The sequence below is a fragment of the Marivita sp. S6314 genome (genome assembly GCF_023015985.1).
Taxonomy (GTDB): Bacteria; Pseudomonadota; Alphaproteobacteria; order Rhodobacterales; family Rhodobacteraceae; genus Marivita.
Window position 1 is genome coordinate 134806 of the sequence record NZ_JALKAO010000004.1, and the last position, 12541, is coordinate 147346.

A 12541-nucleotide genomic window follows, 5' to 3' on the forward strand; every position below is an offset into this window, starting at 1 on the left:
GGCTATTCGGCGGCGCGACGCGCGAGCAGGGCCACGATCCGGTTGTCGTCATTGTCGGGGAACTCCGCGGCATCATCCCAGTTGTTCGCGGTATCCGGTGACTGTGTGGATTGCGCCGGGGCCGATCTGGGGGGAATGCTGGGGGCGGCATCGGAGTTGTGCAGTTCGGGCAGGATCGTCGACAGCTCCTCGTTCAGACGGTCCAACTGCGCCTGTGCCACGCTTTCCTCCAGATCGACCTTGTCGGCCCAGACGCGCATTTCGGCAGCGGTGGCCTTGGCTTCGGCAAGACGGGCGTTGAACTCTTCGATCTCTTGCTGGCGCTGGATCAGGAAATCGCGGGCGCGGTTCACGCTGGCATCGGAATAGGTGTCGGCCAGATCGCGCGAGACGTGGCTCATCTGGCTGGCAATTTCGAGAACCGAGGGTTCGAGTTCCGCCAGATCCGGGTGATCGCGCAGATAGGCCATGCGTTCGCGGACCGAATCAAATTCGGATTTCATCTTGAACACCCCGTCGCGGTCCGAGGCGTGCGAAAAGCGATAGGCGCGGGCGACGTCTTCCATCGTGATGTGGAATTTCCGATGTGACGTTTCGAGCGCCATGATCCGGGCGTTGGCGGGCAGGAAAACACACAGCCCGACCAACAGGGCTGTCAAACCAATCTGTACCACCTGTCCGGCCTCCGGATAGGCGATACCCCCAAATGTTGCGGTCATCTCTAGCCACGGCGCGTATCCAAAGGCGCAGGCAAGCGTGTATGCCAGCGACCCAAGACCCAATAGCGCAACCGAAGCAAACATCAGCCGTTGAACAAGCCATCCCGTGGCCACCACGAGCGAACGCGCAGCTGCAATCATTAAAACCCCCAACACCTGTCAAAAACAAAAGGCAACAGCGGCGATATTATGCCGATGGTAAGGGGCGACCTACTGTTTTTTAACGTTTTTTCAAACTCTGCTGAAAGACGTGAACAATCGTTATTGGTGTGGCTGATTGTTTCATTTCTGTGATCAATCCGATGGGCGACGGCTTTCTGCGATGCTGACAGCCACGGATATCAGGATGCAGGCGGTAAACAGGTAAAGCCCCCAGGCGGTTTCAATCCGGCCGATGCCGATGCCTTTGACGATAGAGATATACAGCGCGATCAGGAAGATATCGGCCATCGCCAGCTTGCCCAGCAGTGACAACATCGGAAGGGCCGTGCGGCGCAGCAATCCAAACTGCACGAGGGCCAACCCGATGGTTTTCACATAGGGCGCAAAAAGCGCAAAGACTGTCACGACAAGGGCAAGGAACACGTCCGTGCCCCAGAGCGATTGCAGCCCCGTCAGCACGCTGATCTCGCTCAGACCGAACAGCGGCAGCAATCCCGCGCGCATCAGTGGCGCAACCCATGAGATGGGATAAAGCACCAGCAGAGACAGGTTGATCCATTTCAGGACGGGTGTGACTTTAGACACGTGTGAAGGCCCAGAGCCCCAGAAAGGCAATCATGCCAACGCAATGCACCGCGTCGATCCAGCGCCATCTCCGCATTGGCAGCAGTAGGCTGACTGCAAAGATGGCTGATGTCAGCACCGGCAGAACCATGCCGCCACCCAGCGCCAGAAGGCGGGCCAGAGGGGGGTAGAGCGCCAGCGATTGAAGGTTGAGCGCAGGCGCGAAGGTTGTGAACACCGCAACCGCGCAGAGTGTCAGCGTCACCGCCGCCGGGATCCGGGCCGAGCCCTGACCGACAATCACCCGCAACAATGCCAGAAGTCCCAGAACTTCGAAAAACACGAAGCGCTGCACAAAAATGAAGGCCAGAAACACCGGCGAGGGTTCGAAAAAGCTCATGTCAGATCGTCAATGGATCGCGGCTATGGGTCAAGATATGTCCGCGCGTAGCGGTTCCCGAGGGAGGTGAGGATTTCGTATCCAATGGTGCCGGCGGCTTCGGCAAGGCTGTCGACCGATTGGTGCCGCCCCAGCAGTTCGACCGTGACGGGGGTTTCGGCGACATTGCCGACGTCAACGCCGATCAGGTCCATCGAGATGCGCCCAACGATCTTGCACCGGGTTTCCGCGGCCCAGACATGCGCCTTGGGACCCATCGCGCGGATGATGCCATCGGCGTACCCTGCGGATATGGTGGCGATCTTGCTGGGCACGCGAGCGACCCAACTGTTGCCATAGCCCACGGATTCGCCCGGATGTACGTCGCGCACCTGGATCACCGGGATCGACAGGGACACCGCTGGCAGCGCATCCACGAAGGGCAAGCCGCCATAAAGCCCGATGCCGGGGCGGGTCATGTCGAAATGGTAGTCCGGGCCCAGCAAGGTGCCGCCCGTGGCCGACAGGGATCGGGGCGCGTCGATGCCGTCTGTCATCTGGCGGAAGGTCTGAAGCTGAAACGCGTTCATGCCGTGGGCGGGTTCATCGGCGCAGGCCAGATGGCTCATCACCAGAACCGGGTTCTGGCTCAGGGCGATGTCGCGCAGGGCGGACCATTCGGCGGGTTCCATTCCCAGCCGGTTCATGCCGCTGTCAAGCTGGATGCCAAAGGGGTGACCGGGCAGCGCTTCGACATGGCGCAGCATCTGGTCGATGGAGTTGATCATCGGCGTCAGGTTGGCGTCCCGGATCAGCGATGCGTCACCCTCCATATGTCCACCAAAGACACAGATACGCGGGCCGGGGCCAAGCGCGTCGCGCACTGCGACACCCTCTTCGGCCTGCGCCACGAAGAACGTCCGCGCCCCGGCCTTGGCCAGGACTGTCGACACGCGGTCGGCGCCAAGCCCATACGCGTTGGCTTTCACCACGGCGGCGGTTTCCCCGGCGGACATACGCGCAAGGGACTGCCAGTTTGTGCAAATCGCACCAAGATCAATCGTTAAAACAGACTGTGCCATGGCGGGGTGTTTGGCATGTCTGTGCGGTGGGTCAAGCACGAAAACCTCAGGCGCGACGCTTGGAGACGGGAACGGTCGGATTTCGAGTTGTCGTGGCCGGGGGGCAAAGCTAGTCAGGCGGTATGACAGATACTGATTTCGAAACCGCGCTGGCCGCGAAGATCGACACCAAGACCAAGCCTCTGGGCGCGTTGGGGCGGATCGAATCCCTTGCCGCGCAGGTGGCGCGCGTTCAGGGCACCCTGACCCCGCGCATGCAGACCTGCCAATTGACGATTTTTGCGGCGGATCATGGCATTGCCCGGTCCGGTGTGTCGGCATTCCCGCCCGAAGTCACGCGCCAGATGGTGCTCAATTTTGCCAGCGGCGGAGCGGCGGCAAACGTGTTTTCGGCCACCAACGGGGTTGATCTGCGGGTGGTGAATGCCGGTGTGCTGGGCGGGCCGTTCGATGTGGACGGTGTGCTGGATCATCCAATTGCAGAGAGCACGGCCAACAGCCTCGACGGGCCGGCCATGACTGTGTCGCAGCGCGATCAGGCGCTGGAGACGGGGCGCAGGCTGGGGCAGGACGGGGCCTGCGATGCGGTGGCCTTCGGCGAGATGGGGATCGGCAACACATCTGCCGCGACGCTGATCGCGCATTTCCTGACGGGCGAAGACGTTGTGACCCTCACCGGGCGGGGCACCGGGTTGGATGATGACGGGCTGAGCGAAAAGCAAACGACCCTGATGGCCGCGGCACAGCGGTGCAGCGGTCTGAGCGATCCGGCAACGGTGCTGGCGGAATATGGCGGATTTGAAATCGCGATGATTGCCGGTGCGATCCTGGGTGCAGCCGAGGCCAAACGTGTGGTGCTTGTCGACGGGTTTATCGCCAGCGCGGCGGCGCTTGTTGCGGCACGGATGGTGCCGACGGTCCGCGATGCGATGGTGTTTGCCCATCGGTCGGCGGAACCGGGGCATGTGGCGATCCTGAACGCGTTGGAGGCAGACCCGCTGCTTGATCTGGACATGCGACTGGGCGAAGGCACGGGGGCGGTTCTGGCCTGGCCCTTGATGAAATCGGCGGTGGCGATGCTGAATGACATGGCCAGCTTTGAAAGCGCGGGCGTGTCGGGCAAAGCATGACCAGCCGCGCGCAGGATGAATGGCACGTCTTTCTGACGGCGGTGCAGTTCCTGACGCGGTTGCCCGTGCCCAAGGACCTGCCGTTTTCCGAAGACCTGATGCTGCGCGCGACGCGCTATTACCCGCTGGTTGGGGGCGTGATTGGCGTGATTGGCGCGGCTGTACTGTGGGCGGCGTCGCTGGCGCTGCCGATGGCGGTTGCGGTGCTTTTGTCGATGGCGGCCACGATCTTTGCAACCGGAGCCTTTCACGAAGACGGGATGGCCGACGCAGCCGATGGGCTGGGGGGCGGCATGACCCGGGACCGCGCGCTTGAGATCATGCGCGACAGCCGCATCGGCACCTATGGCACCGTCGCGCTGGGCATGGTGCTGGCGCTGAAAGCGACGGTGCTGACCAGCCTTGCGGTCTCTGACGCGGTGGTCGCTGTGATCCTGGCCCATATCGTCAGCCGCGCGGCGACGGTTCAGATCGTGTCCATGGATTCCTATGCCCGCGAAGTGGGGGCCAAGTTTGTGACGCCGACCGTGGTGCCCGGCGCGTATCGCTTTGCGATGCTGACGGGGGCGCTGACCCTGTTGGTCGGCGCGGTCTGGTTCGGGATCGGTGCAATGCTGGTGGCGGTCGCTGTGGCGGGTGTCGCAGCCGGTGTGTTCCGGGCGATGATGCTGCGCAAAGTGCAGGGCTACACGGGGGATTGCCTTGGCGCGATCCAGCAACTGAGCGAACTGGGCCTTTATCTGGGGCTGGCGCTTTGGCTGTAACCCTGATCCGACATACAACGCCGGACGTGACCAAGGGCACCTGCTACGGGCGGACCGATCTGGCTTTGGCCGACAGCTTTGCCGAGGAGGCAGCGCAGGTCCTTGCCGGTCTTCCCGAGGCGCGTCATGTGCTGACATCGCCGTTGACGCGTTGCCATCGTCTGGCACATCATATCGCACCTCATTTGATGGGTGAGATACAGGTTGCAAACCATTGGATAGAAATGGATTTCGGGAACTGGGAAGGCGTTCCTTGGTCCGATATTCCCAGAGACCAGCTAGATGCGTGGGCAGACGACTTTCACCGTTTCGCAGGTCATGGCGGCGAAAGCGTCGCCATGTTGGAACGCCGGGTGCGTCAGGGGTTGGACGCCACACCTGACGGCGCAATCGTGGTCACCCATGCAGGATGCATCAAAGCGGCCTGCGCGATCTTTGACCTTGAAAACGGATGGGACACCGAGGTGCCGTTTGGCGGAATGATCACGCTGCCGTAGGCGCGATCACATATCCTCTGCGCCCTGTTGCCAGGGCTTGATGAGATTGCCAAAGCGGGTGAATCGGCCCTCAAAGCTGAGCTCGACCGTGCCGATGGGGCCGTGACGCTGCTTGCCGATGATGACCTCGGCCTTGCCGTGCAGCCGTTCCATCTCGTCTTGCCACGCGGCCATTTTTTCCAGATCATGATCGCCGGGTTTTTCGCGTTCTTTGTAATATTCCTCGCGGAACACAAACATCACCACGTCGGCGTCCTGTTCGATGGAGCCGGATTCGCGCAGGTCCGACAGTTGCGGGCGTTTGTCTTCGCGGCTTTCGACCTGACGGGACAGCTGGGATAGGGCCACCACCGGGATATCAAGTTCCTTGGCGATGGCTTTCAAACCTTGGGTGATCTCGGACACCTCGTTGACGCGATTGTCGCCCTTGCCGGTGCCTTTGACCAGCTGCAGATAGTCGACCATCAACACGTCCAGACCATGCGTCCGCTTCAGACGGCGGGCGCGGGCGGCCAATTGGCTGATCGGCAGGGCCGGGGTGTCGTCGATGTAAAGCGGGCAGGCCTCAAGCGATTTGGCGGCGTCCACAAAGCGGCGGAATTCGGTTTCGGTCATGTCGCCGCGGCGGATCTGTTCGGAGGGCACTTCGGACGCCTCGGACAGGATACGCGCGGCCAACTGTTCGGCGCTCATTTCCAGCGAGTAAAAGCCCACGACGCCGCCTTCGACGGTGCCTTCGGTGCCATCGGGGCGGATGCCCTTGCGATAAGCCTTGGCGATGTTGAAGGCAACGTTTGTGGCCAGAGAGGTTTTGCCCATCGACGGACGACCGGCAAGGATCAACAGGTCGGACTTGTGCAATCCGCCAAGCTTGCGGTCCATATCGGTGAGGCCAGTGGAAATACCGGCCAGCCCGCCTTCGCGTTGGTAGGCCGCGTTGGCAACATTCACCGCGTCCGTTACCGCTTTGAGAAAGCTTTGAAATCCGCTTTCGCTGCGGCCCTGTTCGGCCAGCTTGTAAAGCGCCTGTTCGGCTTCGACGATCTGTTCACGGGGTTCAGAGGCGACATCGACCTTGGCGGCCTTGCTGGAGATGTCGCGTCCCAGCGAAATGAGATCGCGACGCACGGCAAGGTCATAGATCATCTGGGCGTAGTCGCGCACCGCAAACGAGCTGATCGCCGCCCCGGCCAGACGGGCAAGGTAGGCGGGTCCGCCGAGTTCTTTGAGCCCTTCATCGTCTTCCATGAACGCCTTGAGCGTCACCGGGGAGGCGAGGTTGTTCTTGGCGATGCGGGCAGAGGCAATTTCGAAGATGCGCGCGTGGACCGGGTCGTAGAAATGCTGCGGGCCGATGATCGACGCGACGCGATCAAACACGTCGTTGTTGGTCAGGATCGCGCCCAGAAGTTGCTGTTCGGCTTCGACCGAATGCGGCATCGTTTCAGGGTTCTGGATCTCCGCACCGGTCGGATTGAAAGTCGTAATCTCGTTCATGTGCGATCCCCCTAAGTTCCCGCTGTCGAGGTACCCCCTCAGCCCGGGAAGGGCAAAATGTATAAGCTGTGGAAAAGGTGTGTGTGGACTTCCACTGCTTCATCTTGCGCCATAGTACGGGGTGCGGTCAACATATTGTGTTTCCTCTGAGTCGCTGTGACGCAAAGGGCACGGGGCAAGATGACTTTGAAACTGCCGCCGGTTTTTTTTCCGCAGAGCCATCGCAAGGTGACGTCTACGTCACCCTGCGCAACGGCGCGCGTGTGGCGCGATTGATTCTGAACGCGGTGGTTGCGGCGGGGATAAGCCGCGTTCAGGACCGCGCGTCCTGCCAGTCGCGGGGCGCTTTGAGGAAGGCTTCAACCTCGGCCAGAGTCGCGTCGTCAAAGGCCTTCTGCGCACGGGCTTCGGCCAGAACGTCCCACCATGTGCACAGGTGATGCAGCGTGACGCCGTGATCGCCCAGCGTTTTGGTCGTTTCGGGGAAGATGTCGTAGTAGAAAATCACCGCCGTGTGGCCACACGTGGCCCCGGTTTCGCGGATCGCATCCACGAAGCTGAGCTTTGATCCGCCATCGGTGGTCAGATCCTCGACCAGCAGCACGCGCTGGCCTTCGGTCATGGCCCCTTCGATGCGGGCGTTGCGGCCGTAGCCCTTGGGCTTTTTGCGCACATAGGTCATCGGCAGGGCCATGCGTTCGGCCACCAGTGCGGCGAACGGGATGCCCGCGGTTTCGCCGCCTGCGATGTTGTCAAATGCTTCGAACCCGGCGTCGCGCATGACGGTGATCGTCAGGAAATCCATCAGGGTCGACCGGATGCGCGGGAAAGAGATCAGTTTGCGACAGTCGATATAGGTGGCCGATGGTTTGCCCGAGGCCAGGATAAATGGGTCTTCCGGCCGGAAGTTCACAGCGCCGATTTCCAACAACATCCGGGCCGTCAGCCGGGCGATTTCGTCTTTGGAGGGAAAGGATGTCGGGATCATGGCGCGCCTCTTGGATCATTCGCCGCCGCAATACGCTATCCGCCCCACGGATTGAAGCCGTGGCAGGGCATTTTCGAACAGGGGGTAGGTTGGCTTGCAAAAAAGAGCATCCGCGCGGGATGCTCTTTTCAGCGGCCGGGTATGGACCTAGCGGCGCTTGATTGTCTCAAGCCCCAGCATTTTCGAGAAGGAAAAGCCCTTGGCGTCGGAGCCCGTCTTTGTGCCCGCATGTCGGATCGTGAGCGGTAAGAGCATGTCCGCCATGCGCCCGTGACGCGAGATGATCGAGCCGGTGAAGGGCTTGCGACGGCTGATCAGGCTGATCGGGAAATTCGCCATGCGCATGTGGCGCGGGAAGGCGGATTTGTCGAACGGTTTGCGATCGCTGAGCAGCGGGATCGGAAAGTTCGCCATGCGGGGGCCGCCGGGGATCAGCGCGTTTGTGTGTTCTTCGCCATCAATCAGATGCGGGAAGGGCCAGTTGGCCATGCGCATATGCCGGGGAAAGGCGAATTTGTCGTAGGGCTTACGACGGCTGATCAGCGGAAGCGGGAAATTCGCCATGCGCGCGTGACGCGGGATGATTGAGCCGGTGAACGGCTTGCGCCGGCTGATGAGCGGGATTGGAAACGCCGCCATGCGCGCGTGGCGCGGGAAGATCGACGCGGTGTTCGGTTTGCGGCGGCTGATCAGCGGGATCGGGAAATTGGCCATCCGGCCATGCCGTGGAATGGCGCTTTCATTGTAGGGTTTGCGACGGCTGATCAGGGGGATGGGCCAGTCTGCCATATGGTGCCGGTCGCCTTTCTTGCCGGGCGGACGGCTTAGCATGTAGGGATGTTCGGTCAGGACTTTCAGGCTGCGTTTGCGGGTGTCCTTGAAAAAGACGGTTTCGTTTAGGCCGCCCATGTCCACCGCGCCCATCCGCGTGGCGGTTTCGCGGGTGATCTTGGCCACCCCCAGCGGTTTGTACCCCGCGCGGACAAGCAGCACCGAACCGCCTTTTTTCATGTTGTCGGCGTAGGCTTTCGCCGTGTCTTCGGCAACATGTTCGGCCATCAGCGTCGCGGTCAGGCCGTCTGCCTTGGTGTAGGTGCTGACAATGGCCGGAGAAAATCGCTGGCCGTAGACAAGCTCGGACTTGACCGCCTCTGCTTGGCCTGCGTCTTCAAAGTACCGTGTGATTATCGTTGTCATGGTGCCTCCACCGGGTTGGATTGCGAAGATGCCGCGACGTGAGCGGCACGGGACGTGCCCCGCCGCGCCGCCAGCGGGATGGCGATGAGGACAGCCAGAACAAGAAAGACGGTGTCCAGTGAGAATACTGCTAGATAGGGCGTTTCGACCGAGCGCCCAGCGTCAGAGGGCAGAGCGACAATGATGTCCCGGATCCAACCGGCCAGCGCCATACCAATACCGGCAGCCGTGGCCTGAACGCTGCCCCACGCCCCAAGCGCGAGCCCGACCTTGTCTTCGGGCGCGGCGCGCATGGTGGCCGTCAGTGTGGCATGGCCAAACAGCCCTGCACCGATGCCGATCAGAAGCGTTCCCGCAAGAAACGCCGCCGTGCCGCCGCCATAGGCGGAGAAGATGATGGATACAAATCCGGGAATGCCGATCAAAGCCCCGTTCAACGTGGTCGAGGACGGTCGACCACCCTGGCTTAACACGCGGGAGGCCACGCCAAATCCGATCAATGTGCCCCCGGCCAGAAGGGCAGTGAGTTTCGTCGTGCTGGCCACCGACAGCCCGAGCGCTTCGCCGCCGTAGGGTTCGAGCAGAACATCCGCCATGCCGAACCCGAATGTTCCCAGTGCGATCACAACAAGCAGTCGAAGCATTCCGGCGTTTTGCATCAGATCCTGCCAGGCGGACCGGAATGATACCGGGGCGGCCACAGCCATCGCCTGCGCACGCACCCGGTCGCGGGCTTCTTGCTTCCACATGGCTGTGAAATTCAGCACCACGGTGACGACAGCCGTGCCTTGTATCACCTGGATCAGACGGCCGGGGCTGTAGGTTTCAAGCAGGACACCATAAAGCATTGCGCTGATCACCATGCCGAAGAGAAGCATCACATACATCAGCCCAACCACCTTGGGTTGGTCGTCTTCGTCCACCAGATCTGTGGCAAGGGCGAGCCCTACGGTTTGCACCATATGGATGCCAGCCCCCACCAGCAGAAACGCCAGGGCGGCAGAACTGTAGCCGACCCAGCGGGGGGTATCGAAGGATTCGCCATAGCCAGACAGCACCAATAGGGCGAACGGCATGACGGCAAACCCGCCGAACTGGTACAGCGTACCTTTCCAGATATAGGGAAGCCGACGCAGACCCAGTGCCGATTTGTGCATGTCGGATTTGAACCCGATCAGCGCGCGGAATGGGGCAAACACGATGGGCAACGCCAGCATCGTGCCCACAAGGCTGGCGGGAACGGATAATTCAACGATCATCACGCGGTTCAGCGTGCCCACCATCAGCACAAGCGCCATGCCGACGGTCACCTGAAACAGAGCCAGACGCAGCAGGCGGGACAGCGGCACGTCTTTGGTCGCCACATCTGCAAAGGGCAGGTAACGCGGACCAAGTGTCGCGAGACGGTGTAGTACGATGCGACGGTAATCGAGCATGCGGACCACCTGACTTGAACGCCCTGACGCACCCCAATCGGGGGTCAGCGCGGGCTGAATACGGAAACTGCAGGCCGGATCACATCAAGATTGGCCTGCAGCAGGGAACGTTTACAACTCTGGCTGGAGTTGCGGCGCTTGAATCAGCGCGGTCGTCGACGTTCCGTCCGGGAGGATCAGGGTCACTTCCAGGCTGCCGTCCGACTGTGGGACAACATAGCTGGCTTTTGCGGTATTCGCTTCGGGAGCGATCATCGCGGCGGCCGCCACATCACCCGAGCCCAGTTCCTGACCTGACAAGAAGTCAGCGACCCAGGATGTGTTGCTCAGAACGGCGACGTGTACAGCGAAAGATCCAACGGCAACCGCGCCCAAAAAGACCGGTACACCGACTGCGGGTGGCACAACGAGCCACATTTTTGCATTATTCATTCTGTGTCCCCCTTAGCCCAGCCACGGCGTGGCAGCGGCAACAAGGAAATGCGCCAGCAGTGCAATCGCACCGAACACGCGTGTCCCGTCGATCAGGTAGCTGTGGACTTCTTCAGCTTCCTTCAACGTCAGGCCTGTCGGCCAGACTTTGTCTTCATCGTCTGTAGACATGATTGAAATCCTCCTCAGGATCAGTCGTTTGGTCGCGGAGCGCCGTAAAGAATGGGCGATGCCCCAAGACATCCGGCTGCGCTCCAAAGTCACCGGTGTCTAGATTCTCGGACCTTGGCGAGGAGATTGTCATATAATTCTGACATAATCAATTGTCAGGCTGAGTTTACACATGCAATATGTGTCGGAAAACCGTCAGGCACGGACTTTAAATTACTTTATAACAGCTGCTTGCGCGCTTCTTCTGTTGCAGAAATACGGTGGATTATTCCCGGATTCAAAATGCGCGGTGCGGCATTCTGGCATGATTTCGGTCCGAAATGCCAATGTCACGGCTTATATCGCACGCGGTGCGCACCTGCATGGACGCGCAACGCACTGCGCCTGCGGGGCGCGGTTTTCCGTCTTTGACTGACTGTCAGTGGGTGGCGATACGCGCCGCCTGCGTGCGCGGGGATCAGGTTGTCACGCGCCAGTGCAAGGGCATCATCGGGTCAAACACGGTCACCGGGCCATCCGTTGTTTCGATCTGGTCCGGATATTTCACCGGATCCCCCTTAGTCAGGGTGATCGTGTCGGTATTGGCGGGCAAGCCATAAAAGCGCGGACCGTTGAGGGACGTAAACGCCTCCAACTTGTCCAGTGCATTGTCCTGTTCGAACACTTCCGCCAAAATCGACAGCGTGTTGGTCGCTGTAAAACACCCGGCGCATCCGCAAGGCAGCAGCTTGTTGGCATCCGTATGCGGCGCGCTGTCAGTGCCGAGGAAATAACTTGGATCACCGCTTGTGGCAGCTTTGCGCAGGGCCAGCCGGTGTTCTTCGCGTTTGGCGACGGGCAGACAGTAATAATGCGGTTTGATCCCACCTGCGAGAATGTGATTGCGATTGATGACAAGGTGGTGGGTCGTGATGGTCGCGCCAAGCGACGCACCGCCTTCTGCGGCGTAATCCACACCCTGTTTGGTCGTGATATGCTCCATCACCACGCGCAGATCGGGGGTGGCGCGGCGGATCGGGTCCAGAACACGGTCAATGAACACCGCCTCGCGGTCAAAGATATCGACATCGCTGTCCACAACTTCGCCATGCACACAAAGCGGGCAGCCAATCTCGGCCATCCGCTCAAGCACCGGGCGCACCTTGTCGAAATCGGCGACGCCACTGGCGGAATTGGTCGTGGCCCCCGCCGGGTACAGTTTGACCGCCATGATCAGCCCGTCCGCATGGGCTTTGGCCAGATCATCCGGATTGGTGTCTTCGGTCAGATACAGCGTCATCAGCGGCTGAAAGGACGTGCCGTCTGGCAAGGCTGCCAGAATCCGCTCGCGATAGGCCGCCGCCTGCGCGCCGGTGACAACCGGGGGCACAAGGTTCGGCATGATGATGGCACGGGCAAAATGGCGGGCCGTTTCCGGGGCCACAGCGCGCAACATGGCGCCATCGCGCAGGTGAAGATGCCAGTCGTCGGGAGAGCGGAGCGTCAGCGTATCAGTCATGCGACGGCGCGTACCACGCCCCGCG

General features: G+C 61.0%; 14 protein-coding genes. 3 read left to right on the forward strand and 11 right to left on the reverse strand.

Translation table 11 applies throughout. The annotated features are described in order from the left end of the window. Positions 1-2: 2 nt before the first annotated feature. The 4 genes from MWU54_RS12870 to alr form a co-directional block, all read right to left on the reverse strand. Positions 3-860, reverse strand: coding sequence for a DNA repair protein (locus MWU54_RS12870; RefSeq protein ID WP_247084442.1), 858 nt, complete (start codon positions 858-860; stop codon positions 3-5). A 153-nt stretch (positions 861-1013) separates the two neighbouring features. Beyond that, positions 1014-1466, reverse strand: coding sequence for a paraquat-inducible protein A (locus tag MWU54_RS12875; protein ID WP_247084444.1), 453 nt, complete (start codon positions 1464-1466; stop codon positions 1014-1016). Beyond that, the gene (locus MWU54_RS12880; protein WP_247084446.1) at positions 1459-1845 is read right to left on the reverse strand and encodes a hypothetical protein; all 387 of its coding nucleotides are present in this window, start codon (positions 1843-1845) and stop codon (positions 1459-1461) included. The genes MWU54_RS12875 and MWU54_RS12880 overlap by 8 nt, the downstream gene beginning before the upstream one ends. A gap of 23 nt (positions 1846-1868) precedes the next feature. Beyond that, the gene (gene alr / locus MWU54_RS12885) at positions 1869-2906 is read right to left on the reverse strand and encodes an alanine racemase (RefSeq protein WP_247084448.1); all 1038 of its coding nucleotides are present in this window, start codon (positions 2904-2906) and stop codon (positions 1869-1871) included. A 122-nt stretch (positions 2907-3028) separates the two neighbouring features. On the opposite strand from alr, the gene cobT reads away from it, so the two are divergent. The 3 genes from cobT to cobC are packed head-to-tail and all read left to right on the forward strand — an operon-like array spanning position 3029 to position 5297. Then, positions 3029-4036, forward strand: a complete 1008-nt coding sequence (gene cobT / locus MWU54_RS12890) for a nicotinate-nucleotide--dimethylbenzimidazole phosphoribosyltransferase (RefSeq protein WP_247084450.1) — start codon at positions 3029-3031, stop codon at positions 4034-4036. Further along, positions 4033-4800, forward strand: coding sequence for an adenosylcobinamide-GDP ribazoletransferase (locus MWU54_RS12895; protein WP_247084452.1), 768 nt, complete (start codon positions 4033-4035; stop codon positions 4798-4800). The genes cobT and MWU54_RS12895 overlap by 4 nt, the downstream gene beginning before the upstream one ends. After that, positions 4791-5297: an alpha-ribazole phosphatase family protein gene (gene cobC, locus MWU54_RS12900; RefSeq protein ID WP_247084454.1), complete on the forward strand. Its 507-nt coding sequence runs from the start codon at positions 4791-4793 to the stop codon at positions 5295-5297. The genes MWU54_RS12895 and cobC overlap by 10 nt, the downstream gene beginning before the upstream one ends. Before the next feature lie 6 nt (positions 5298-5303). Here cobC and MWU54_RS12905 read toward each other — a convergent pair whose 3' ends face one another. The 7 genes from MWU54_RS12905 to pyrC form a co-directional block, all read right to left on the reverse strand. Next, the gene (locus MWU54_RS12905) at positions 5304-6794 is read right to left on the reverse strand and encodes a replicative DNA helicase (protein WP_247084456.1); all 1491 of its coding nucleotides are present in this window, start codon (positions 6792-6794) and stop codon (positions 5304-5306) included. Between the two features lie 313 nt (positions 6795-7107). Then, positions 7108-7782, reverse strand: a complete 675-nt coding sequence (locus tag MWU54_RS12910) for an orotate phosphoribosyltransferase (protein WP_247084458.1) — start codon at positions 7780-7782, stop codon at positions 7108-7110. Between the two features lie 147 nt (positions 7783-7929). Then, positions 7930-8979, reverse strand: coding sequence for a PucR family transcriptional regulator (locus MWU54_RS12915; protein ID WP_247084460.1), 1050 nt, complete (start codon positions 8977-8979; stop codon positions 7930-7932). Beyond that, complete coding sequence (locus tag MWU54_RS12920) at positions 8976-10415, reverse strand: PucC family protein (RefSeq protein WP_247084462.1); 1440 nt, start codon at positions 10413-10415, stop codon at positions 8976-8978. The genes MWU54_RS12915 and MWU54_RS12920 overlap by 4 nt, the downstream gene beginning before the upstream one ends. Before the next feature lie 111 nt (positions 10416-10526). Then, positions 10527-10847 carry a light-harvesting protein gene (locus tag MWU54_RS12925; RefSeq protein ID WP_247084464.1) on the reverse strand — a complete coding sequence of 107 codons (321 nt, stop codon included), beginning with the start codon at positions 10845-10847 and terminating at the stop codon, positions 10527-10529. 12 nt (positions 10848-10859) lie between these two features. After that, positions 10860-11018, reverse strand: a complete 159-nt coding sequence (gene pufB, locus MWU54_RS12930) for a light-harvesting antenna LH1, beta subunit (protein ID WP_247084466.1) — start codon at positions 11016-11018, stop codon at positions 10860-10862. Positions 11019-11475: 457 nt separating this feature from the next. After that, on the reverse strand, positions 11476-12516 hold the full coding sequence (gene pyrC / locus MWU54_RS12935; protein ID WP_247084468.1) for a dihydroorotase: 1041 nt from the start codon (positions 12514-12516) through the stop codon (positions 11476-11478). Between the last annotated feature and the right edge of the window lie 25 nt (positions 12517-12541).

Bases quoted from the DNA above. Each gene is read 5' to 3' on its own strand.
- MWU54_RS12870 (WP_247084442.1), bottom strand. From the start codon at position 860: ATGATTGCAGCTGCGCGTTCGCTCGTGGTGGCCACGGGATGGCTTGTT.
- MWU54_RS12880 (WP_247084446.1), bottom strand. From the start codon at position 1,845: ATGAGCTTTTTCGAACCCTCGCCGGTGTTTCTGGCCTTCATTTTTGTG.
- alr (WP_247084448.1), bottom strand. From the start codon at position 2,906: ATGGCACAGTCTGTTTTAACGATTGATCTTGGTGCGATTTGCACAAAC.
- cobT (WP_247084450.1), top strand. From the start codon at position 3,029: ATGACAGATACTGATTTCGAAACCGCGCTGGCCGCGAAGATCGACACC.
- MWU54_RS12895 (WP_247084452.1), top strand. From the start codon at position 4,033: ATGACCAGCCGCGCGCAGGATGAATGGCACGTCTTTCTGACGGCGGTG.
- MWU54_RS12905 (WP_247084456.1), bottom strand. From the start codon at position 6,794: ATGAACGAGATTACGACTTTCAATCCGACCGGTGCGGAGATCCAGAAC.
- MWU54_RS12910 (WP_247084458.1), bottom strand. From the start codon at position 7,782: ATGATCCCGACATCCTTTCCCTCCAAAGACGAAATCGCCCGGCTGACG.
- MWU54_RS12915 (WP_247084460.1), bottom strand. From the start codon at position 8,979: ATGACAACGATAATCACACGGTACTTTGAAGACGCAGGCCAAGCAGAG.
- MWU54_RS12920 (WP_247084462.1), bottom strand. From the start codon at position 10,415: ATGCTCGATTACCGTCGCATCGTACTACACCGTCTCGCGACACTTGGT.
- MWU54_RS12925 (WP_247084464.1), bottom strand. From the start codon at position 10,847: ATGAATAATGCAAAAATGTGGCTCGTTGTGCCACCCGCAGTCGGTGTA.
- pufB (WP_247084466.1), bottom strand. From the start codon at position 11,018: ATGTCTACAGACGATGAAGACAAAGTCTGGCCGACAGGCCTGACGTTG.
- pyrC (WP_247084468.1), bottom strand. From the start codon at position 12,516: ATGACTGATACGCTGACGCTCCGCTCTCCCGACGACTGGCATCTTCAC.